This is a genomic window from Pseudomonas libanensis, from assembly GCF_001439685.1.
In the GTDB taxonomy this organism is placed as follows: domain Bacteria; phylum Pseudomonadota; class Gammaproteobacteria; order Pseudomonadales; family Pseudomonadaceae; genus Aquipseudomonas; species Aquipseudomonas libanensis.
Map to the genome: position 1 here is coordinate 148104 of NZ_JYLH01000003.1, position 22227 is coordinate 170330.

General features: G+C 62.6%; 17 protein-coding genes. 3 read left to right on the forward strand and 14 right to left on the reverse strand.

What is annotated here, in order from left to right; all coding sequences use genetic code 11:
- Positions 1 to 35 precede the first annotated feature (35 nt).
- A complete protein-coding gene (locus tag TU73_RS06055; RefSeq protein WP_057011439.1) occupies positions 36 to 1436 on the forward strand; it encodes an aminoacyl-tRNA deacylase and HDOD domain-containing protein in 1401 nt (466 codons plus the stop codon).
- A 197-nt stretch (positions 1437 to 1633) separates the two neighbouring features.
- Here TU73_RS06055 and TU73_RS06060 read toward each other — a convergent pair whose 3' ends face one another.
- Entirely contained in the window at positions 1634 to 2110 is a 477-nt protein-coding gene (locus TU73_RS06060; RefSeq protein ID WP_057011440.1) for a DUF6392 family protein, read from the reverse strand.
- 753 nt (positions 2111 to 2863) lie between these two features.
- On the opposite strand from TU73_RS06060, the gene TU73_RS06065 reads away from it, so the two are divergent.
- A complete protein-coding gene (locus tag TU73_RS06065) occupies positions 2864 to 3106 on the forward strand; it encodes a DUF6124 family protein (RefSeq protein ID WP_057011441.1) in 243 nt (80 codons plus the stop codon).
- A 209-nt stretch (positions 3107 to 3315) separates the two neighbouring features.
- On the opposite strand, the gene TU73_RS06070 is transcribed toward TU73_RS06065, so the two are convergent.
- The 13 genes from TU73_RS06070 to tagH form a co-directional block, all read right to left on the reverse strand.
- Positions 3316 to 3690 (reverse strand): hypothetical protein, encoded by a 375-nt coding sequence (locus tag TU73_RS06070; RefSeq protein WP_032803751.1) that lies wholly within the window; start codon positions 3688 to 3690, stop codon positions 3316 to 3318.
- Between the two features lie 124 nt (positions 3691 to 3814).
- Entirely contained in the window at positions 3815 to 4741 is a 927-nt protein-coding gene (tagQ, locus tag TU73_RS06075; protein WP_057011442.1) for a type VI secretion system-associated lipoprotein TagQ, read from the reverse strand.
- An 84-nt stretch (positions 4742 to 4825) separates the two neighbouring features.
- Positions 4826 to 6538, reverse strand: coding sequence for a formylglycine-generating enzyme family protein (locus TU73_RS06080; protein ID WP_057011443.1), 1713 nt, complete (start codon positions 6536 to 6538; stop codon positions 4826 to 4828).
- A complete protein-coding gene (locus TU73_RS06085) occupies positions 6531 to 7715 on the reverse strand; it encodes an FtsX-like permease family protein (protein WP_057011444.1) in 1185 nt (394 codons plus the stop codon). Before TU73_RS06085 ends, TU73_RS06080 begins: the two co-directional genes overlap by 8 nt.
- Positions 7715 to 8419, reverse strand: a complete 705-nt coding sequence (locus TU73_RS06090) for an ABC transporter ATP-binding protein (RefSeq protein ID WP_057011445.1) — start codon at positions 8417 to 8419, stop codon at positions 7715 to 7717. The genes TU73_RS06085 and TU73_RS06090 overlap by 1 nt, the downstream gene beginning before the upstream one ends.
- Positions 8419 to 11397: a serine/threonine-protein kinase gene (locus tag TU73_RS06095; RefSeq protein ID WP_057011446.1), complete on the reverse strand. Its 2979-nt coding sequence runs from the start codon at positions 11395 to 11397 to the stop codon at positions 8419 to 8421. The genes TU73_RS06090 and TU73_RS06095 overlap by 1 nt, the downstream gene beginning before the upstream one ends.
- Positions 11394 to 12113 carry a PP2C family protein-serine/threonine phosphatase gene (locus TU73_RS06100; protein ID WP_057011447.1) on the reverse strand — a complete coding sequence of 240 codons (720 nt, stop codon included), beginning with the start codon at positions 12111 to 12113 and terminating at the stop codon, positions 11394 to 11396. The genes TU73_RS06095 and TU73_RS06100 overlap by 4 nt, the downstream gene beginning before the upstream one ends.
- Positions 12114 to 12767: a type VI secretion system-associated protein TagF gene (tagF, locus tag TU73_RS06105; RefSeq protein ID WP_057011448.1), complete on the reverse strand. Its 654-nt coding sequence runs from the start codon at positions 12765 to 12767 to the stop codon at positions 12114 to 12116.
- Positions 12764 to 16264 (reverse strand): type VI secretion system membrane subunit TssM, encoded by a 3501-nt coding sequence (gene tssM / locus TU73_RS06110; RefSeq protein WP_057011449.1) that lies wholly within the window; start codon positions 16262 to 16264, stop codon positions 12764 to 12766. The genes tagF and tssM overlap by 4 nt, the downstream gene beginning before the upstream one ends.
- Complete coding sequence (locus tag TU73_RS06115) at positions 16261 to 17550, reverse strand: DotU family type VI secretion system protein (protein ID WP_057011450.1); 1290 nt, start codon at positions 17548 to 17550, stop codon at positions 16261 to 16263. Before TU73_RS06115 ends, tssM begins: the two co-directional genes overlap by 4 nt.
- 6 nt (positions 17551 to 17556) lie before the next feature.
- A complete protein-coding gene (tssK, locus tag TU73_RS06120) occupies positions 17557 to 18891 on the reverse strand; it encodes a type VI secretion system baseplate subunit TssK (protein ID WP_057011451.1) in 1335 nt (444 codons plus the stop codon).
- A gap of 18 nt (positions 18892 to 18909) precedes the next feature.
- Positions 18910 to 19419 carry a type VI secretion system lipoprotein TssJ gene (tssJ, locus tag TU73_RS06125; RefSeq protein ID WP_057011452.1) on the reverse strand — a complete coding sequence of 170 codons (510 nt, stop codon included), beginning with the start codon at positions 19417 to 19419 and terminating at the stop codon, positions 18910 to 18912.
- A gap of 57 nt (positions 19420 to 19476) precedes the next feature.
- Positions 19477 to 20811 carry a type VI secretion system-associated FHA domain protein TagH gene (gene tagH / locus TU73_RS06130; RefSeq protein ID WP_057011453.1) on the reverse strand — a complete coding sequence of 445 codons (1335 nt, stop codon included), beginning with the start codon at positions 20809 to 20811 and terminating at the stop codon, positions 19477 to 19479.
- A 395-nt stretch (positions 20812 to 21206) separates the two neighbouring features.
- On the opposite strand from tagH, the gene tssA reads away from it, so the two are divergent.
- Positions 21207 to 22226: a type VI secretion system protein TssA gene (gene tssA / locus TU73_RS06135; RefSeq protein WP_057011454.1), complete on the forward strand. Its 1020-nt coding sequence runs from the start codon at positions 21207 to 21209 to the stop codon at positions 22224 to 22226.
- Position 22227 lies beyond the last annotated feature (1 nt).

Below are 22227 nucleotides of genomic sequence, written 5' to 3' on the forward strand. Positions count from 1 at the left end.
TATACTCCAATGAATGTAAGAAATTGGATCAGGCCATGTCAGAAGTTGCCCTCGCCACAGCCCCACTGACCGCCCCGCCGGTCATTCGGGCGCTGCTCGCCAAGCTCGCCGTCCCCTACACGGAAGTCATCGAACAACCTGGCCTGAACCCTGCGCGAAAGGTCCAGGCGGTGTTGCTTGAGGATGCGGTTGGCGCACTCATGGTGCTGTTCCCCCAAAGCCAGTTGCTCGACCTCAACCGCCTCGCCGAACTCACGGGTCGGCGCCTCACGGCCGTTGCCCCTGAGCGCGTCGAACGCATGCTCGGCAAGCATGCCCTGAGTCTGCTGCCGGGCCTGCCGGCACTCACCAGTTCACCGTGCCTGTATGAAGGCAGCCTGCTCAACGAGCCGAGCCTGCTGGTGCATTCGGGCGAAGCCGGACTGTTGCTGGAAATCCCGGGCGACGCGTTCAAGGGCATGCTGACCAAGGCCAGCGCCGCGCAGTTCGGTGAACCGCTGAGCAATATCCGCCCGAACCTGGACCGCCCCAATGATGACCGTGAGGAAATCACCCAGGCGATGCAAGCCTTCACCGCGCGTCGTATTCAGCAGCGCCTGGAAGCGACCATCGAGATTCCACCGCTGGCCGACACAGCGCAAAAGATCATCAAGCTGCGCGTCGACCCCAACGCCACCATTGATGACATCACCGGCGTGGTGGAAACCGATCCGGCTCTCGCCGCCCAGGTCGTAAGCTGGGCCGCGTCGCCCTACTACGCTTCGCCGGGCAAGATCCGCTCAGTCGAAGACGCCATCGTCCGCGTGCTGGGCTTTGATCTTGTGATCAACCTGGCGCTGGGCCTGGCCCTGGGCAAAACCCTGAGCCTGCCCAAGGACCGCCCGCACCTGTCCACGCCGTACTGGCACCAGTCGATCTACACCGCCGCCGTGATCGAAGGCCTGACCCGTGCCATGCCCCGCGCCCAGCGTCCGGAAGCCGGCCTGACCTACCTGGCCGGTCTGCTGCACAACTTCGGCTACCTGCTGCTGGCCCATGTGTTCCCGCCGCACTTTTCGCTGATCTGCCGACACCTGGAGGTCAACCCGCACCTGTGCCACAGCTACGTCGAACAGCACTTGCTGGGCATCACCCGCGAACAGATCGGTGCCTGGCTGATGCGCTACTGGGACATGCCGGACGAACTGTGCACCGCCCTGCGCTTCCAGCACGACCCGACCTATGATGGGCAATACGCTGAGTATCCCAACCTGGTGTGTTTGGCTGTGCGCTTGTTGCGTAGCCGGGGGATTGGCTCCGGGCCGGATGAATCCATTCCGGACGCGTTGCTTGAGCGCCTGGGCTTGAGCCGCGAGAAGGCGGAGGATGTGGTCGGTAAAGTGCTGGATGCCGAAGTGCTGTTGCGCGAATTGGCTTCGCAGTTCAGCCAGGGGTAAGCCCGCCGCCTGTTAAACCGCTATCGCAGGCAAGCCAGCTCCCACAGTTGACCGTATTTCAAAGTTGGAACGCGGTCACTGTGGGAGCTGGCTTGCCTGCGATGAATCCAACTCGGTGTACCTTAACTCTCTATGTCTTTGAAGCTCGTTCCCACGCTGGGCGAGGGAACGAGCACCAGTTAGGAACAGAACGCAGATCAGTCGTGGTTCTTATCAATCAATGTAAACACCAACGCTTTTACCTGCAAAGTGGAGGTGTACTTGCAAACCAGCTTGGTATTCGGATGTGTGCCTGGATCAAGATGATAGGCATCCCACCCTCCAGTCATACCCCCGGGCTGTGGCATTTTTACAGGAACACCTGATTCTACAGGGGCGCCGAAATGCGACCGAATGTCGGATTTCGTCATGGTAGAAGCGAGCGGTTTGGGCAGTTCGCCCTTATATTCCAACGTCGAAGGAGTGCTTTTAATCAGAGTGATGAACAGCGTTTCCAATCGCTTGGTTTCTGCCCAGAAACTCAAGGAAAGGCCCCATGCAAGTTCTAAGTGCAGGCGATCCCGCCCGTCATAGAGTTCTTGTAATGGCTGGTTCGGTATCAGCCCTTCGGTAATCAAATCTTCGTAGCGTTTGCCCAGATTTCTGATCCAGCCGTCAATAGTTTGCGCACTCATCAATACCACCCCTGTTCTTTACTGAGCCTATGCAGTTGCTCCCGAGCCACTTCAACGTCAGCTTCGGTGAAGCCTTCCTCCAGAAGTCCGCGTTTAATCGCATTGAAGTTGCTGTCCACCGCAGCCCTCAGGTCGGAGGCATCCTGCACCTGCTTTGCTTTGCTTTGGTACTACGCTACCTTGCTGCCCGCCGTGGTGGTTGAACCAGTCGTGATGTTGTAGCGCCTCACATTGGGTTCTCCATGCAGTCGATGAGGCTGGCGTTGGTCGGTCCAACTGGCTGCTGAACTTGAAAATCAATGCTCTTCATGTTTGGTCCTTTTTTAGCGCGCAAGAATGCTCAAACGCGGTCGTGGCGTTGTTATGCAAAGGGAAGGGTTCCGAAATGGCGCAAGGAAGATGTTGCTGACGAGCGCAAAGCCAAACAACTGTCCGTTCGGCTAGGTAGTAGGAAAAACAGAAACGTCTGACAAGGCTTTGAGGTTGTCCCTAGGACACTCGACCTCTAGTCTTCGTACACCGCTGCACACGCAGCGGTTGGGCGTCGCGACCCGGTTTAATCAGACGCAAAGAGCCATTTCCGCTTTCAGGTGACGCTTTTTTATCGTCTACTGTGCGGCGTTATGGTGGCTGTGCGCGGGATACCTTCGGGTATGCCGGTTTCCTGATTCCGGTCCGCGAACCTGCGTACAGCTACCACCCGATCGCGTCGCGGCGATCTGTGGCAGCTCCACTTAAATCAGGAAGTTCACAATGATCAAACCTACCCCCAATCCCCCCATCCGCTTGTTCACTGTAGCCGCAGGCATCAGCACCGAAGACCTGTTGGTCAACCTCAGCGAAACACTGGCCTCGGCCAATGCGCTGAGTTGCGATCTGGCCTTTGACCTTGAAGGGCCAAAACGAGAGGAACTGCTGGGCATTGCGCAGTTAATCGAACTGGCACAGTTGCTAGCTGATCGGGTACTCAATGTCTCGGGGCAAGTAACCCGGTGAGATGACGGGCAATACCCCGCGTATCCGAACCTGGTATGTCTGGCGGTGCGCCTGTTGCGCAGCCAGGGGTAAACCTGCCGCCTGTTACATCGCTATCGCAGGCAAGCCAGCTCCCACAGTTGACCGTATTTCAAAGTTGGAACGCGGTCACTGTGGGAGCTGGCTTGCCTGCGATGAATTCAACTCGGTCTACCTGAACCCCCTAGGTGTTACTTCTTTTTCTTCGGTTTCAAATACTTGGTCAACCCCTGGAACCAGATCACCAGCGCCGGGTTGCCCTTGATCTGGATCGACTTGTCCTGAATCCCCGTCATGAACGCCAGTTGCTTGTTCTTCGCCTGCATCGTGGCAAACCCGTAGGCGGCATCCTTGAAGGCAATCGCAAAGGCAGGCTCAGGGTGAACACCTGAACGGCTGGTAATGCGCTGGTCTTTGACGATGAAGTGACGGGCAACCTTGCCGTCGAGGGTCTGCAACTGGAACGCCAGGTCTTTGTCACCCAACTGTTGCTGGAAGGCGGGATTGGTGCGGCTGGCTTTGCCCATCATCAGGCCAAGCACCCACAAGAGAAGACGAAATTTCATGCACACGGCCTCGGTGTATTTATTGGAGTGGCCGCAGCAGTGTAACGATTTGCAAAAAGAACGCCACCGATCTCGCGCTTTAGACGCAGATCGGCGGGCGTTTAACGCTTATAGCAACAAGTGCTTAGACGTTAGGGCAAGGCACCGGTGCCCAATCGACCAGGTTCGGGTTGGTGCAGTTGAGCTTGAGCTGCGAATCACCTGCATTGGCAACCTGCTTGCTTTCAGCCTGCTTGGCCTGGGCTGTCTGGAAGGTCTTCTCGGTGGTGACCGCTTCTTTTGGCACGGTTGGCAGCAACGGTTTTTTCGGTGGCTTGGTGCCCGCACCTTTCTTCTTGGTCGGCGTCGCAACAGGCGCCACATCGGCCTGGGCCACGGTGACCACGTCGGCACGCTGTACGCCGACTTGTTGCAGGTCTTTTTCGTAGGCCTGGGTGTAGTTGTTCAGATCTTCGCTGGCTTTGCCGTTGACCGCGACGATCAGGTCATTGGATTCCTTCAGGCCCGCAACGATTTCCGCCAGGCGCTTGCGGCCTTCGGTATCGTTGACGGTCTTGGCCTTGCGGTCGGCCACCAGCTTGGTGAACGCGCTCTGGTAGCACTGTTGCGAGGCCTTGGCGTAGGCGGTGCTGCGGTCGATGTCGGAGACGCTTTTGTTCACGTCGGCGGCATAGGAGGCGATGCGCTGGTTATCATCGGCGATCTGCTTTTGACGCTCGGTGTAGTAGCCCGCCGCGCCGCCAGCCAGGGCGCCGCCCGCAGCGCCGATGGCGGCGTTACGGCCACGCTTTTCCTTGTCGCCGGTCAGGGCGCCCAACAACGCACCGCCGGCCGCGCCGATGGCGGCACCGGTCACCACCGACTTGGTCATGTTCGAATCGGTAGCGCGCAGGTGCTGCACCGGCTCGTAGCAGTTGGGGTAGTACTCGACCTTGGTGCTCGACGCGACCTTGGAGGCTGGCGACGTAGCGCAACCAGTCAGCACGGTACTGAAACCGGCTGCGATCAGCAGCAGGTGACGCTTGGAAACCGCCTTACGGGAAAAAAGCATAGGTGTGATCTCTATTAAGTTTGACTTGCCCAGCACGGCCCACCGCCGCCTGAGTCCTTTCCAAGCTCGCTAGACAGCCAACGATCAAGACCGCTGACCGCTCGCTGCGAGCAATTCCTTCAAGATCGTTGCCGGGTCGGCCCGCTGTTGCTTGCGGTAGTTGCCGACATGGCGAACGAACAGTGTCGCGCGCGTCACCAGGCTCTTGCCGAGCACTGGCTTGCGATCCAACTCTTCCTTGATTCGTTGAAACTGCGCCTGGATCACTGCATCGGTATAGCGCGTGCCGGTGGCCAGGTTGTCGATATAGATCGCCACCGCGCCGTCGAGGGCGCTGCGTCCATTGGTAATGGCCGTGGCGAACAGCTGCGCGCTGGCCTCGTCCTTGCTGTCCACGGCCTGCTGACGACTCTTTTGCAGGTTGGCCAGACGGATGTTGTAGTTGCTGATGGTCTCGGCCACCAACGCCGCCGACTGGATCAGGTTGCCCGCCGCTTCTTCGCGTTGCTGGGCGATCAGCGAAACGTTGCGCTTGAGTTCTTCGTTGACCAGGCCAAGCTCGGCTTGCAGTTTGGGGTCGACGCTGGCGGCGATGATGCTGTCCAGGCGCTTGGTCGGGTCCTGGGCATCGTCGATGGCGTCGGTCAGTGAGGCCAAACGGCCTTCCTTCTGCCATTGGGCGAACAATTCCTTGTAGCGCGAGCGCGGCGCCGACAACGCGCCAATCGCTACGCGAAAACCGGTGGTCTCGTTGCTTTGTTCGGTGCCGTCGGCGGCGAACAACGGATACTCTCGGCGCATGCCGGTAAACAGCGTGCCCTCGCCTTCCAGGTAGTTGCCGCCCTTGACCACAAAGCCACCATAGGTGCCCTGGCGCCGGCCGGCATGCACCAGCTGGAAGGATTCCTGGACCATTTCCGCAGCGTTGCCAATCACGTCAAACAGGCCGATGGGGTTGGGCAACTTGGTGCCGATAGGCATCAGCCGTGCTGCCTGACCCGTGCCGCCGGCCACCTGGTTGAACACTGCGTAGTCGGCCAACGGACCATCGCTTTCGCTGCCCTCGGCGCGGCGTGGATACAGGCGCCCTTCCAGGTCCTGGCGGCTGACCGCCTGGCCACCGCGTGCGGCGTATTCCCACTCCACTTCGGTGGGCAGGCGCACAAAGCCCAGGCCGCCATCTTCGGCCGACGAACCGCGCCCACTCACCGGCAGCAATTCACGGTGGTATTTCATCAGCCAGGCGCTGTACACCGCCGAAAAGCGCTCGGCTTCAAAGCGCGACAGTTTCACCTTGGGCAAACGCCCGGCCATACCGGCAGGCGCGTCACAGGCCGGGGCCGGCTCGCCGCTGGCCAGGGACTGCGCCTGGGCCATCACCTGGGCGTACTGGCGTGCGGTCACCTCGTACTTGCCGATGAAGTACAGCATGGGCTTGAGCGGGGTCTTGGCGTCGGTCTTCGGCATCAGCGGCGCGATGACTTTATTCCAGTCCTTGGGCAAGTCCTTGAGGGTGAACTGGCCATTGATGAAGTCGCGGCGGTAACCGGAAATAAACGACTGCTGATAACCCGCCTCGCCTTCGGCGAACGGGTAGCCGAGGCTGATTTCGCGGTCATCCAGGGTGCCCTGGGCCAACACATAGGCGTAGCGGAACACCATGTTGCCGTCGCAGGGCAGCGGCAGGCTGACGTCATCGGGCAACGGCTTGGGGTTGTCGAGCTTGTCGCTTGCCTCATCCGCCCAGGCCAGCGAGGCCAGGCTCAGCGCCACACAGGCGCCCAATAACTTATACATCTCTGATTCCCTCAGAAGCCTGGATACGCGCCACCCGCCAACCACCACAGGCCGCCGCCACGGCGCTGACGCCGAACACAGCAGCCAGGGCCAGGCCGTAATGACGCGCCAACAGGTGGCTGGCGTATTCGCCCGGCACCTGCACGAAAAGCTTATTCAGCGCGGCCTCGGCCAAGCCATACAGCCCACCACTGAGCACGGCGGCAAAGCCCGCGCTGTACAGCGCCTGCAACAACACAAACAACAACAGCGCCCCGGTGGAAAACCCCAGCAGACGCAACACCGATAATTCCCGGCGCTTGCGCACCACCGCCGCCAGGGTTGCGGCGAAGATCGCCGCGAACGCCCCGGCCAGGGCCAGCCCGGCGATGATCCAGAACACAATCGACAGGTTGCGACTCAACGACTGCACCTGGGCGATGGTGTTCGCCTGGGTCGACACCAGCAGATTTTGCCCGGTGAAGAACACCCGCAACGGCTCTACATCCGCGAGGCTGCGCGCATACAAGCGAAACGCCGGGTACACCCGCTGCTCGCTCACCCCCACCGCATCACCCGCCCAGCCCAACGCCGCTACTGCACGACCATCGCGGTAATCTTCCGCCGCTTCCAACAGGCCCAAGTCGGCAAACAAGCCGTCACGGGCGAACACTTCCAACGGCAACACGGCTAACACCTGCAACCGCGTGTGCTGGGCTTGGACCTGCCCGGCCACCTGCCGCGCAAAACTGGTTTCCAACCAGTCGCCAGGCCTGGCCGCGAGCTTTTCAGCGGCGGTATGGCTCAGCACGATCTGGTCCAGGCCGTGGGGTATCGGCAAGCCGGCCAACAACGGATCACCCGCGGCGGTCGGCAGCATTTCCAGGGTCAGCGCGCCCACCTGGGCGGTTGCTGCGATCTGCCGAGTACGCGGCAAGGCAAACGCCACATCGCTGCGCTGCCCCAGCTGCTCGATAAACACCGCGCTGAATCGACCACCCCCCAACGGGATGATTTCACGGGTGGCGGGGTCAGTCTCCAAGCGTTCGGTCAAACTGCTGACCAGTCCAAATTTCAGGCCGAACAACACCAGCAACGGCGCGATAACCGCCACCAGGGCCAGCACCGAACAGGCCGACAGCCAGCGATCGTTGCGGTAGTCCTGCCAGGCGAGCGATGTGATCAGGCCGATGCGCATCAGCACACCTCCCCGAGGGTCGCAGTGACGCCGCCGTCAGGATCGCGACGGCAACTGATGCGCCGCACCTGCAAGCCACTGGCGCGGGCCAGGGGTTCGTCGTGTGTGGCGATCACACAGGCCGTACGGTGTTCGCGGGCCTGGGCCAGCAACGCCTGCATCACACGCTCGGCGTTGAGCGGGTCGAGGGAAGCGGTCGGCTCATCCGCCAGCACCAGTTGCGGTGCATGGGCCAAGGCCCGGGCACAGCTCACACGCTGGCGCTGGCCCACCGACAAGGCCGCCGGCTGCTTGGCCAACTGGTCGCTGATCTGCAACTGCTCGGCCAGGCGCGCCACGCTGCCGTCGTCTTTCAAACCCAGCAATTGCCGGGACAAGGCGATATTGCCGCGCACATCGAGAAACCCCAACAAGCCACCGGTTTGCGGCACATAGCCCAGGTGCTGGCTGCGCAATGCAGCCAGGTCGGATTGCCGGTCGGCACGCCACAGCGCGCCGATGTCTTGCTGGTTGAAGTCAAACTGCCCGGCCTGATCCGGCGCCAAGACCAGCGCCAGCAGGTCCAACAAGGTGCTTTTGCCACAACCGCTGGGCCCGACAATCGCCAGTTGTTCACCTGCGCCCAGGTGCAGCGCCGCAATCACCAGGCTATAGCGCTGGCTGCCGACACCCCGGCTCTTGTGCACCGCGTTCAGGCTCAGCATTACGGCAGCGTCGACAGCGGCACGCGGTACAACGCATCGCCCGGTTCGGCATCGCCGAAACGGACCCAGTTGGCCACGTCGTTATGGAAGGTTTCATACAGGCGGATTTTCGAATCCAGCTCGTCGATAAAGTCTTCCTGCTCGGCCACGCTCAACGACAACCACAAATCCTGGGTCATGTTCAGCGACTTGCTGCGGTACGGCAAGCCCTCCAGGTATTCACCGAGCAGGCCGCCGTCAGCCAGGTTGCCGCCCTTGCGCAGGGCTTGGGGGTCACGGCTCATATAGGCCGAGGCGCTGGCAATTTCCTGGAAGAAGTCCTTGGGTGAGCTTTGGGTCTTGCGCGCCGCATCCACGATCAGCTTCAACGATTGCTGCAGGTCGTTGAGTTGCAGCTTGGTCAGCATCACGCACACCTGGAACGCCGGCAGCGCCGGGTTAGTGAGGTCGCGGTCGGCGGTCCAGGCGCTGACCAGTTGCGGCGCCTGGCTGGCGGTTTTGCGCCCGAGGAAGTCCATGTGCATGGCATAACCGACCGCGGCGGATTTGTCCGCCAGGCTTGGCGCCGAACCGAGCAGCGGCACCGGTTGTGGCGTGTTACTGCGCACCTGATGCACCAGGTTGGCGAACACCGTGCCGATCTCATCCACGCGCTCGCCCAGTTTGCGCACATCGCCACCCGGCACCGGCGTATAGAGGTCGCCGATCTGCGGGTTGGCGTCGGCGGTAAGGATGCGGTATTGGCTTTCGGCACCGGCGTGGGTTTTCTTGCCGGCGTCGGTGCGCAGGTGCAGCGCATAGATCTTGATCTGCTTGCCCAGCGCCGCCTGGCGCACTTCGGCTTCGTTCATCTGGGTAGCGGCGAACGGGTCGTTCTTACGCAACGCGCCCGCGTCGGTAACCAGCAGGATGATGCGCCCTCCATAGCCCGACCAATCCATGCCGTCCACCGCCTGCATCACGCCGGCAAACGCATCTTCGTTGAACGAGTGGCTGGACACCGTCGACGCTTTGACCTGGCGCGCCATGTCCAGAAAACGCTGCGGGTCGCGGCCTTGGTCGAGGCTGATCAGGGTTTTGGCGACATATTCCAGCCCCGGGGTTTTCTGGATGCTGCTGCGAAAGCCGACCATGCCGAAGCTGACGCTGTCCAACTCGCCACGCTCGGCAATGCGGGTTTGCAGCTCATGCACCACGTCGCGGATCTGGTCGATGTAAGGCTGCATCGACACGGTGGTGTCCACCACCAGCACCACGGCGGTGCGGAAGGCGTCGGCGTTGGCGCTGATCAGCGGCGTGGCCGGTTTGGCCTGCGCGCTGCTGCCCGGGTCGATGGAGGCGATGTTAAGCAACTGCACGGGCTGGCCGTTTTCATCGAAGCTTTCTTTGGCGTCGAAGATCGGCAGCAGGTAGAACTGGTCCTGCGGCACCGCGCTGGCGGTGGGTTCCAGGGCCAGGACTTGCTGGTTGTCTTCACGGTTGTTCTGCGCCTTGGCCAACACGCTTTTCGCGGCAGCAGGATCGGCCAGCAGTTTTTCCACTTCGGCCGATTGACGCAGGAACATCACCGGCGCCCGACCGGAGCGCTCGGTGAACTTGAGCACCAGGCTCTGCTTCCAATCGCTGACCTGGGAGGCCGGCAGCCAACCGTCGCTGCGGCCATCGGTGGCCGCGCCGACGCGCACCCACGGGCTGCCATCGACGTCCTTGCGCTGGTACACGTAGAGCACCGAGAACGCCGGCAAGGTTTTGCCTGACGGGCTGCCCGCATCTGTTGAAAGCTTGGCGCCGGGCTTGCTGAGCACGCGCTGGAACAGGGTCTTCTTACCCGCCATCAGCAAAGGCCTTTGGCCGCCGTCTACTTCGGCGGCCGCCACGGGTGGCGTCACCTTGGGCACTACGGCAGCCGGCGGCTGGGCCGGTTCATCGCTGCCACTCAACCACCAGTAGCTGGCGCCCCCAATGGCCAAGGCAACCGCCACCGCCACGGCGGCCAACGCCAACACTGGCCCACGACGCTGCTCGGACGGGGCGTTGTGCTGCGTCGGCGTCACCACCGGCTGGCGCACTATCGGCTGCGGCTGTGGTTTATCGGTCGGAATGTCGATGGTGACGGGCGTCATGCCCGCCAGGTCAAAACTTAATGGAATCGGCAGCGGCCGCACCAAGGTGGCTTCTGCCGAGTCCGCCGGCAGTTGATCCAGTGCCTCCAGCAACGCCGCCGCATTCGGGAAGCGCTCCGCCGGGTCCTTGGCCAGCAACTTGCGCAGCACGCCCTGATAACGCCCGTGGTGCACCGGCAGCTCCGGCAACGGCTCGGTCAGGTGCGCCAGTGCGGTAGAGAGCGCATCGGTGCCGCTGTAGGGCAGCTTGCCGACGAGGATTTCGTACAACACCACGCCGAGCGCGTAGAGGTCGGCACGACCATCGATCTCCTGGCCTCGCGCCTGCTCCGGGCTCATGTAGCTTGGCGTGCCCACGGCAAACCCGGCCTGGGTGAATTGGGTGCGGTCGTCCAGTGACTTGGCGATGCCAAAGTCCGAGAGCACTGCGGTGCCGTCGGCGCGGAACAGGATGTTCGCCGGCTTGACGTCGCGGTGCACCAGGCCCTGGGCATGGGCATAACCCAGCGCCGAGGCAATCTGGCGGATCAGCGTCACGCCCTGCTCCGGCGTCAGGCCGGCGGCAATGCGCTCCTTGAGCGTGCCGTTGGGCAGGTATTCCATGGCCATGTAATACAGCTCACCGACGTTGCCGATGTCATGGATGGTCACCGTGTGCGGGTGCGACAAGCGCGCCAGGGTCTTGCCCTCGCGCAGGAAGCGTTCGCAGAACGTCGGGTCGGCCGCCAGCGCTGCCGCCATCACCTTCAACGCCACCTTGCGCTCCAGCGAACGCTGGGTCGCCAGGTACACGCTGGCCATGGCGCCTTCGCCGATCTCGCCTTCGATGTCATAACCCGGGATGACGATGTTCATGACGAGACCTTCACGACAATGGCGGTGATGTTGTCCGGTGCGCCGCGATTGAGCCCCAGGTGCACCAGGCTGCGCACGATTTCATCCGGCGCGTCATGGCTGAGCACCTCGCGGATTTCATGGTCTTCGACGGTCTTGTTCAGGCCATCGCTGCACAACAGGTAGCTGTCGCCGGGGGCGATCAACAGGTCCACCGAGGCGACATCCAACTGGGCTTCCACGCCAACAGCGCGGGTGACGATATTGGAGCGTGGATGGGTGCGGGCGTCGGCTTCACTGAGCAAGCCGCTGTCTTGCAAATCCTGGACGTAGCTGTGGTCGCGGGAAATGCTTTCCAGCACACCGTCGCGCAGGCGATACAGGCGACTGTCGCCGGCCCACAGGCACACCCCGCGCAAGCCGCGTGCAGCGAAAACCACCACGGTGCTACCCATCATGGTCACACCACGGTTGGCGGTTTCTTCACGCACAGCGGTGTTGATGCGCAACAGGTCGTTGCGCAGCGCCGCCGCGTATTCGTCGAGGGAGCGGCCCAGCGGCACGTTACGCAAGCTGTCGACGATCAAGCTGCTGACATAATCCCCCGCCGCGTGCCCGCCCATGCCATCGGCCACCACCCACAGACGGTGTTCCGGCAGCTCCAGGCAGGCATCTTCGTTGACTTGGCGAACCATGCCCACATGGCTTTTGCTCGCGGATTTGTACGTCGCCCCCATCTACACCACACCTTCTTGTCCGAGCAAAAACTGCGCAAAATCGTCGGCGGCAGGCAAACCCTGGCACCGTAATAAACCTGGGGCAATACGCTGCGAACCCCGGCCCCACCAAAGGCTCGCGCCCTCGCACGCCTGTTCGGCCAGTGCGGTCATGCGCTGATGGGGCTCGCTGGCTGCCACCCGTTGCAGGCTGGCGAAACGGCTGTCCACTGCACGCGGCTCAGTCGCCGGCACGCCCAGGGTATCGAGGCCAGCGTTGAAGCTTTCGAAGGTGGCGCCGCTGTCCAAGGTGGCGAGCAATAGCGCTTCGGCCTGCTCGAACCAAGTGTCCGGGCCGCCCACCAGGGAGGCGGGGTTGGTGTCGTGATTCAGCAAGCTGACCACCGTCAACGGAAAATACCGCCCGACCCGGTCAATGCTCGGCATCACCACCCCCACCGCCGCATCCGGCCCGCACACGCCCGGTGCCAGCACAAAACGCCACAACGGGCTGACCAGGTATACCTTGAGCCAGTCACCGCACAGGCTGTTCTGGCTGGCGAGCAACCCCGCCGCCAGCCAGCTGTCCCAGGGGCCGATAAAACTCTGGGGCAAGGCGCGGCTGACAAAGTCCCCGCGGCTGGCCAGCTTGCCGTAGAAACCCAGGGTCGTCATAGGCGCTCCGGCAGGCTGAAGCCGCTGAGTACCCGGCTCTTGAACGGGTTGAACGCACTGTTGGCGCGCAATTCGTAGGCGATGCTGGCGCCGTCGACCCGCAAGCGCAGGTTGAAGCGGTCCGGCGAGTTGCCGGCGGTGAGATCCGATTGCTCCAGCAGGCGGAACCAGGCCCATGGGCCATCCAGGGTGATGCCGGAGCGACCACTGGCCGACGGCGGCATGATGGAAATGCGCACCACGCCAATACTGCCGGGGTTAGGCCATTGCATCGCCACCGGGCGACTCGGGCCGTGGTCGTAGCTCAATTGCTGGCCGTCCAGATCGAGCAGGAACTGGGTGATGGTCGGGTCCATCGACACCGGCTTGAGCTCGAAACGCACGATGGGCTGGGTGCCCCCGGATCTAAAGAACGCATCCCGGATAGTCGCTGCACGCTGGAAGGTTTGCAGCACGCCCGGGGCAATCCCAAGCTTCTGCGCCGCGCCCGGCTGCCAGCGCCAGGTCTGGGCCGATGTGTCCACATAGGGCTGCAGGTATTTGCGGAAGTAGTTATCCATCACCCCGCCCACGCCGAAGAACTGGCCAAAGTCATCCAGGGTGGCGTCCCGCGCACTGCCCGGCGACATCGGGTAGCGCCCGGCCAGGGACTGGCGATACACGTTGACCACCTCGCTGACCCACGCCGCGTTCAGCTGGTTGCGCACCCCGCCCATCATGCTGTTGGTGGTGGAATTGACCACCGACTTGACCATGCCCTGCACCAGCGGCGGCTGACGCTCGGCATTCAGGCTGACTCGCGTGGCCGCGGCCGCCGCCTGGTTCTTGGCCTCCCCGAGCAGCGCATCGCCGCTGGCACCAACCATGGCGCTGACCTGCACATACAGCGCATTCATATCCGAAAGCAGGCCGTCGATGGCCGCCGGCTCACCTTCGTTTTTACTGACGATGCTGTTGAGTTCGGCAAAGTGCGCGGTCACTGGATCATCCGCAGCCACCGGGGTATTCGCCGTGGGTTGTTCCTGGCCGAGCAAGCTGCCCAGGCGCTCCTTAAGCTTGTCGACGCCGCCTTCAACTGGCACACCTTTGGCGGCCAATTGGCGTTCTTCGGCTTGCAGGTCGGTTTCCTTGGCCACCGCCACCAACAGCTTTTTCAACGGCGAGGTCGGGCCGGAGATCACCCGCAGCACATCGGCGGCCTGGGCCACGCTGGTGATCGGCACGAAGTCGATGTCGGCGAGCAACGCATCCCACTGGCGCTGGTAGTCCTGGAAATACAGGCGGCGCACATCCGCGGCCAGGCTCACCACGTTCTGCTGATCGGCCTGTTCATGGCCCAGTACCCACTGCTCCTCGGCCAGGGTGCCGGTCTGGTTCAGGCTGCTCAGCAGGAACGCCTGGCGATAGCCCTTGGCGGTGAAGAAACCACTCAGCGGCTCGCCCAAGGGCTTGCCGCTTTTGCGGCTGAACACCAACGCCGCGTCACGCCCGGCGGCTTCGTTGAGGCGAAAGTCCGGGATGCCTTCCGGCAGTTTCTGGCGCTTGACCCGGTCATATACGCGCTGGGCCACCGGCAGTTGCTGCAACTGGCGACGCAGGTCATCGATCAGGCGCGGGTCCAGGCGGGCACTCGGCGGGTGCCGCTCGAACAGTGCCTGCAAGTGCCCGGCCAGTGCCTGGCGCTGGTCGGCCGGCAGGTCACGGGGCAGGTTGCGGTCCCAATCCAAAGCGATCCAGGCCTTGATAAAGTCCGGGTCGTAATGCTCGGTGTCGGCGAGCATCAGGTAAGCCTTGAGGCCCTCATAGAGGAAGTCAGAGTTACCGCCGCCGTGCAGTTGCTCTTCGATACGCGTCACCAGGCGCGGCGCGAACACGGCGATCAACAGCTTGCGATAGACGCTGGCGGACTCGGCTTCGAGCATATCGCCCTGATACAACCCCAGCCCTTCGGACCAGCTTGGCGAGTCCCCCGCCAGGTTCTTGACTGCATTGAGCAACGGCAGCACGGCAAGCACTTCCCGTTGTGCCGGGCTCAGGTTCTGCACCGTCTGCCCCAGGGGCGCGACCTTCTGGTCAACCTGGGCGATATACGCCTGGTTGGCGCGATAACTCACCCACCACAGGCTGCTGACCACTACGACCAAGGCGACGGTGGCGGCCAGTACGCCACGGGCGATCCACTTGCGGCGCCGTTCGACTTTCGGGTTCACCCCCACCAAGCCACGCTCGGCGAAGGCCACGGCGGTGAAGAGTTTTTCGATGAAGTAACTGCGCCCGGTGCCGCTCTGGCGCGCCAGGTGCTGGCGGTCCAGGTTCATGCTCTGGGCCATGGCGCCGATCAAGCGGTCAATCGGGCTGCCTTCCTGGGTGCCGCTGGTGAAGTACACGCCGCGCAGCAACACGCGCTCTTCAAAGGCATTGGGTTTGAACACGCCTTCGAGGAAGCTTTGCAGGCAGTCCTTCAATGCACCGAACTGCTGCGGGAAACCGTAGATCAGGTCGCGCCGCGCAGGGTCGCGCTCCTGTTGCAGGCGTTCGACCAAGCGTTCATTGAGGCGCTGTTCCAGCCCGGCAAATTCACTTTGCAGGTGCGCCAACGGGCTGTCGCTGTGCTTGCCGTCGTCCAGGGCAAAGGTCATGCCCCACACCTGAGCGCGCTCTTCCTTGCTCAGGTTGTCGAAGAACTCCATGAAGCCCGGCACCAGGTCGAGCTTGGTGAGCATCAGGTAGATCGGGAAACGCACGCCCAGCTGCGTATACAACTCCTGGATGCGCAGGCGAATCGCGGCGGCATGGGCTGCGCGCTCGGCGTCGGTGCCCAGCAGCAGATCCGACAGGCTGATGGCGATAAACGCCCCGTCGATAGGCCGGCGCGAGCGCTGCTTTTTCAGCAGGTCAAGGAAGCCCAGCCACGCGGCTTTGTCCACCGTGGAGTTGCTGTCCTGGGTGGTGTAGCGGCCAGCGGTGTCGAGCAATACGGCCTGGTCGGTAAACCACCAGTCGCAGTTGCGCGTACCACCGACGCCGCGCACCGCACCGGCGCCCAATTGCGCCGCCAGCGGGAAATGCAGCCCGGAATTGACCAGCGCGGTGGTCTTGCCCGAACCCGGCGGGCCGATGATCACGTACCACGGCAGCTCGTAGAGGTTGCGCCGCTCATCGCCACCAAGCTTGGCTTTTTTCAGCAGCGTCAGGGCTTCGTCCATGCGTTGGCGCAGGGTCGACAATTCTTCGGCAGTGGCGACGCTGTTGGGGTCGGCCGGGGTTTCGGCGGCCAGGCTGCGCATCACTTCGGCGGCCTGGCGGCGGGCCTGGATAATACGGAACACGCGGTAAGCGACCCACAGCGCAAATACCAGGACGATCAGCGCCCAACGGCGCCCTTCGGGCATCAGCACATCGAGCAACGGCCCGACAAACCAGATGATCAGGCTCAGGGCAATCAGGCCCAGCACGGGGATCACCCAGCGAATCATGAAACTGAAAAACGCCTTCACTCGACGCCCTCCGCCAATACGGTGATTTCAACCCGACGATTGCGGGCACGGCCTTCGGCAGTACTGTTGCTGGCCAACGGCTCGGTGTCGCTGCGGCCTTCGGCACTGAAGCGCTCAGCCTGGCCGGTCTTGGCCGCGAGGATCTCCAGCACCGACTTGGCCCGGGCTTCGGACAGCGCCCAGTTCGACGGAAAGCGCAACGTGGCAATCGGGCGATTGTCGCTGTGGCCGGTGACGCGTACCTGGCCCTTGACCTTGCGAATGGCGTCAGCGATACGCAGCATCAGCGGCTGGTAGTCATCGACGATGCTGGAGCTGGCGGACGCGAACAGCTCATCGCCACGAATGGTCACCACTGAGCGGTCCACCTTGTCTTCCACGGCCACGCGACCGGCCTTGATGTCTTCGGCCAGGAAGCCGGCCAGGCGCGGCCGCTCGATGACTTTCGGTTGCGCCACCGGACGGTCGATGGCCTGCACCGGGATCTCGCCCAGGGCATGGATATTCTTGAATACCGGCTCGGCATCCGAGGCCAGCTTCATGCGCAGGCCGAACAGCAACGCCAGCAATAGCGCCAGGCCAATCGCTATGGCGATCCACGGCGGCATGAATTGCGCCAGGCGGTCACGGGCCACGGTCACGCCGCGCCAGTGCGGCGACAGCTCACGCTCGTGTTCGCCACGGGCACTGCGAATCGCTGCGGCGGTGCGCTCGCGCAAGGCTTCCAATTGGCTGCGCCCATCGGTCATCACGCGGTAGCGGCCTTCGAAACCCAGGCACATGCACAGGTACAGCAGCTCCAGCAGGTACAGGCGTTCCCGTGGGCTTTGCAGGCAATGGTCGAGCAACTGGAAGACCTTTTCGCCGCCCCAGGCTTCGTTGTGCACGGTGATCAGCAGGCTTTGTTTGCCCCAGTCACTGGTGCTGCCCCACGGCGTACTCAATACCGCTTCGTCCAATGCAGTGCACAGCGCGTAACGGGCCAGCAGCACTTCATTGCGCGCTACGCCGGCGGCTTCGGCGCGCTCTTCGAACTGGCGCAGGTAGGCCAGCAACTGCGCACGCAGGCTGGCCGGCGCCGGGTGGGCGATGGTGTTGCGCAGCCGCGTCAACAGTGCCAACAGCGGGCCAGCGGCGCTTTCCAGCGGGTTCAGGCCCTGGCTCTTGCCGGTGAGGATCGGCGCGGCCGGCATCGACAAAGGTGCCGGCTCTGCACGTGCAGGTTCTGGCGCACGGCCCCCGGGGCGCGGCATGAACTGGGTGCGGTCATCATCATTGGGATGCATCGCGGATTATCCTCGGATCGCCCAGAAGGCCAGGTTCAAGCCCGGGAACTGCCCGGCGATATGGAAGGCAAAACCGCCGGAATTGCTCAACTGCTGCCAGTGCTCGCTGCCCCGGTCCAGTTCGTAATAGGTGCTGCCGGCGTGGTACGGCAGTTGGCGCGGCGCTACCGGCAACGGCAGCAGGCCAATGCCCGGCAGTTGCAGGTTGACCATGTCGCGGATGTGCTCCACCGAGCCGACCTTGCTTTGCTGGCCGAAGCGCGCACGCAGGGTTTCGCCAGGCACATCGGCACGCACCACAAGGATGAAACTGGCGTTGTCGAGCAAGGTCTTGTCGGCCAACATGGCCACGTGGATGCCGTAGGCTTTCTCCACAATCGGGATTGGCGTGGCCTTGCTGTCGATCAGCATCGACAGCGCCTCACGCAGGGCCGCCATCACGGGGCTGAAGCTCAGGGCCAGGTCGTCGTGCTGGTATTGCGGGTATTCCTGGGGGCGCCGACCTGAAGTTGAAAAGGTGGAAAACTCACCGGCCAGGCTCACCAGTTCACTGAAGAAGCGTTCCGGGTGCAGCGGGCTCAACTGGTTGAAATGCTGGATCAGCGGCTGGGCGCGATTGACCAGTTGCAACAGCATGAAGTCGGCAATCTCCGAGGCGCCGCCAGCGCCGGAAGCCACAACGCGGCCGGCCAGGGCTTCGCCACGCTGGTGCAACAGGCCGAGCAGTTCGCTGCGAAAAGCCGTCAACGGTTTGCTTGCGGCCACATCCAGCACCGGCGGGATATAGGTGTCATCCAGCACCAAGGCACGGTCGGCGCGTTTTTCCTTGATGCGTACCAGGCCGATGGCGGCGTAGTCGCTGATGCCGTCCTGCGCCGTCAACAGGCGCAACGCCCGCGATCCCACGGCCACCGGTGCACGGTTTTCGAACGGGGCGTTGTCGTCGCGCACTTCACGCACCTGGCTCACGTAGCGCGCGGCTTCCAGGGCCTCGCCCTCGTCCACCGTGTCACGGGCCCCGGCACGCTTGAGCGGCAGGGCCAGGTACACCAGGCCATCGCGCAGATTGTCGTCGATATTCAACGGGCTCGGCGCCAGGTCATCCTGGGGGATATTGAACGGCGTGCCGTCCGGCAACAGGCCACGGGCCGACACAATCGCCAGCTTGCCCTGGGCCAGCAGGCCCTGGTCGATCAGCAATTCGGAAAAGCCCCAGGCTCCTGCCGACAACGGTCGGCTGCGGGCGTCGATCAGGTTTTCCAGGTAACGGTCATGCTGCTGGAAGTGCTGCGTTCCGATGAACATGCCTTCCGACCAGACCACGCGATTGTTCCAGGACATGGGGGCTCCGATTGCTTGTTATTGGGCAGGGCTGGATGGGGGAGCCACGACATCGGCGCGCACGGCACGCACATCGAGGCTGATCTGGTATGCACTGGATTGGCGCGGCGGCACGTTGATGACCGTGCGCCATTGCGCACGGTCCAGCTCGCGATAGCCCACCAGCACGCCGATCTGGCGCGTGGCCGGGTCAAGGTCGCGCTGGATGCTCAGTTGCTGGCCGGGTTGCACCATCACTTCATCCTGGTCCAGCAGGTCCAGGCCGAGGGTGGATTGCGCACGATCAGCCAGGGCGAAGTAATCGGAGCGGGAAAAGGTCGCGGCGTTTTTCAGTTCGAAAATGCGCACCCGCACCGGCGCGGCCTGGCCGTTGGCGCCGGGGTTAAGCCCGGCAATGGCGTGAAAGTGCAGCTCGACGGCGGTGGTGGTGGCTTGCGCGCCGGCAACCGCTTCGGGTTTGACCGCGTCGTTGGCACACGCCGTCAGCAGCAGCGCGGTAGCGGCTGCGAGTAAAAACCTGGGAATCATCCTGCGTCCTCAATGACGTACTTAGCTATCCGTTTTATCCATTCGTACAACGCGTTTTTAGCGTCGCTGTCGTGCGCTGTGTTCTTCGTAGGCCCGACTGAATTCGCGGCCGAACAGGTCCTGGAAATCCTCCTGGGCCTCGCGGGAAATATTGCTGTAGAGCTCGGTGAACTGCTGCCAGTACTGGGCCTGACGCGAGCCGTTGAAAATACTCGAAAGGCCACCGGGCTTGCCCATGCGCTCTTCCAACTGCGCCGGTTCAAAGCGCATGAGCAGGTGCTTGATCGCCGCTTCCACCCCGGCCATCACCGCCAATTGGTGGGCGCGCAAGTCGTCGAAGCTGTCACGCACCGCAACGTCCGGCGCCATAAACGCCTGGTTGCCGTGACGAAGCAACAGCAGTAAGGCTTCATCGGCATTCGGGGCGAATTTCAACGGGTTGTTTTCGGCAGGACGGATCATCGTCTGCTGCATACGGAACTCGCCCTTGAGGCTGGCCCGGGCGCGCAATACGTCAATCAGGCCCTCGACCATCAGCCGGTAGCTGCGGCCAATGCGTTCCATCTGGGCGCAGGCGTCGGCTTTATCCAGGCGTAGCTGGTCAAGGCCGGCACCGCGCAGGAAGGCTTGCAACAGATCGGGTTGTGGCTCGGCGCCGGCCACGGGGAGCGCAACAGGCTCGACCACAGGTGGCGGCGGGGCAATAGGGACAGCAGGCGGTGCAGTATTGACGACCGGCGCGGGCGCGTCGCCAAACAGGTCCCAGTCTTCGGGAATAACCGAGCCTTGCACCTGAGCTTTTTCAGGCTCGGGCGCAGGCACAGCAACCGGCGCCGGCGGGCGGAAATCGTGTTGCTCGGATGGCACATGGTCGGCCACGGTGGGCGGCGGCACGGCGGTGGGGCTGAGGAAGTCGAACAGGTCGGGCAAGGTTTCCATCGACGAGGCGCCGTGGAACTGCGGTGCGATCATCGGCGTTGGCCCGGGCGGGCTCGCCACGGCGCCCATCAGCGCTTCAAAGCTGTTCGGCGAATCACCGGCAAACGGCTGGCTGCCAACCGCCTGCACGTTGAAGTCGATACGCGCCTGGATTTCGTAATCGCCAATGCGGATCAGCTCACCATCTTGCAGCGGCTCGCTATTACCCCTGCGCAAACGAATACCGGCGTTTACCAGTTCCACACCGTTGGTACTGTTATCAGTTAAGTAATAACGACCATCTTTGTATTGAATAACGCAATGTTGGGAGGAGACGAGACGTTCCGGGTCAGGCAATACCCAGTCATTCTCTGAACTGCGGCCGATAGCCATCACGCCCTGATCCATAGACTTCTCGGGGCACTGCCCAGGGGTAATCTTGTGATAACTAGTGATAGTCAAACACAGCGCCATCTTGCCTCCTTGCTGATACATCGCGCGCGGTCTATCCAAAGGGACACGCTTCCCTGAAGACTTGCCCACGGTCGCGCAAAAAACGACCGCCAAAACTGTCTTTACCAGCATGATCGATGATCTTAACTGGCTTGCATGACAAAAATCCTCTACGGGTACGCCTTTCGACCCGTCAGTCGCGCAGGTTGTTAAACACCGCACATCTGTCACAGAGGGCGAATAGCTTACCTTGACAAGGCATAAGTACTACACCAAAAATGCACAACTTCTTGAACATCAGTGATGGCGCAATAGTAGCACTCTGATGTTATGACCAAGAAAACATGCAAAGTTCATCGCGTAACTCATGCATGCGTTGCTCGTCGTTCAGCGGGCTGATAAGGAGATCGAATTCAGTGGATGTGCCGTTATTGCTCACCGCCGTTTCTGCGACTTCGCCTTGTGGCGAAGACATGGAGTATGACGCGCAATTCTTGCAACTGGAGCGTGATGCCAAGGGCCAGCCCGAGCGCAGCATGGGCGACTCGATCCTGCCCGCTGAACCGCCGGAATGGCGCAGCATCCAGCAGCAAAGCCTCGACCTGTTGCAGCGCAGCAAAGACCTGCGCATCACCCACTTCCTGCTGCAAAGCTCCCTCGCCCTCCAGGGTGTGGCCGGGCTGGCCGAAGTCCTTACGCTGATCAACGCCCTGCTGCGCGAATATTGGGCGGACCTGCATCCGCGCCTGGATGCCGACGACGATAATGACCCCACCGTGCGCGTCAATGCCCTGTCCGGCTTGACCAGCGACACGACGATTCGCCTGCTGCGCGAAAGTATCCTCACGCGCTCGCGCACCTTCGGCCCCGTGAGTTTGCGCGCCGCGCTCAACGCCAGCGGCCTGCTGAGCTTCCCCGATGAGCAACTGGGCAGCCAGCAGCTCAATGCCGCGTTCCTCGACAGCGACCCCGAACTCCTGCAAGCCACTCGTGACGCCTTGAGCGCAGCACGTACGGCCTGTGAAGCCATCGAACAACAGGTCAATGACCAGGTCGGTTCCGCCCAGGGCGTGGACCTCAGCGCCTTGAAGCAACCGCTCAAGCAGGCCCTGCAAATCCTCAATCAAGCGGTGCCCGGCACCGACAACAGCAGCGATCCCGAGGCCGTCAGTGACGACAATGCCCCCTCGGTCGATTACGCCGCTGCGCCCGCAGCCCCACGCCCGACGGGCGATATCGCCACCCGCGATGACGTGCTGCGCAGCCTCGACAAGATCCTTGCGTACTACACCCGGCACGAGCCATCGAGCCCGCTGCCAGTGTTGTTGAACCGGGCCAAGAACCTGGTGCACGCCGACTTCGCGGCCATCGTGCGCAATCTGATTCCCGACGGCATGTCCCAATTTGAAAACCTGCGCGGCCCGGACAGCGACTAAG

Bases quoted from the DNA above. Each gene is read 5' to 3' on its own strand.
- TU73_RS06055 (WP_057011439.1), top strand. From the start codon at position 36: ATGTCAGAAGTTGCCCTCGCCACAGCCCCACTGACCGCCCCGCCGGTC.
- TU73_RS06060 (WP_057011440.1), bottom strand. From the start codon at position 2,110: ATGAGTGCGCAAACTATTGACGGCTGGATCAGAAATCTGGGCAAACGC.
- TU73_RS06065 (WP_057011441.1), top strand. From the start codon at position 2,864: ATGATCAAACCTACCCCCAATCCCCCCATCCGCTTGTTCACTGTAGCC.
- TU73_RS06070 (WP_032803751.1), bottom strand. From the start codon at position 3,690: ATGAAATTTCGTCTTCTCTTGTGGGTGCTTGGCCTGATGATGGGCAAA.
- tagQ (WP_057011442.1), bottom strand. From the start codon at position 4,741: ATGCTTTTTTCCCGTAAGGCGGTTTCCAAGCGTCACCTGCTGCTGATC.
- TU73_RS06080 (WP_057011443.1), bottom strand. From the start codon at position 6,538: ATGTATAAGTTATTGGGCGCCTGTGTGGCGCTGAGCCTGGCCTCGCTG.
- TU73_RS06085 (WP_057011444.1), bottom strand. From the start codon at position 7,715: ATGCGCATCGGCCTGATCACATCGCTCGCCTGGCAGGACTACCGCAAC.
- TU73_RS06090 (WP_057011445.1), bottom strand. From the start codon at position 8,419: ATGCTGAGCCTGAACGCGGTGCACAAGAGCCGGGGTGTCGGCAGCCAG.
- TU73_RS06095 (WP_057011446.1), bottom strand. From the start codon at position 11,397: ATGAACATCGTCATCCCGGGTTATGACATCGAAGGCGAGATCGGCGAA.
- TU73_RS06100 (WP_057011447.1), bottom strand. From the start codon at position 12,113: ATGGGGGCGACGTACAAATCCGCGAGCAAAAGCCATGTGGGCATGGTT.
- tagF (WP_057011448.1), bottom strand. From the start codon at position 12,767: ATGACGACCCTGGGTTTCTACGGCAAGCTGGCCAGCCGCGGGGACTTT.
- TU73_RS06115 (WP_057011450.1), bottom strand. From the start codon at position 17,550: ATGCATCCCAATGATGATGACCGCACCCAGTTCATGCCGCGCCCCGGG.
- tssK (WP_057011451.1), bottom strand. From the start codon at position 18,891: ATGTCCTGGAACAATCGCGTGGTCTGGTCGGAAGGCATGTTCATCGGA.
- tssJ (WP_057011452.1), bottom strand. From the start codon at position 19,419: ATGATTCCCAGGTTTTTACTCGCAGCCGCTACCGCGCTGCTGCTGACG.
- tagH (WP_057011453.1), bottom strand. From the start codon at position 20,811: ATGGCGCTGTGTTTGACTATCACTAGTTATCACAAGATTACCCCTGGG.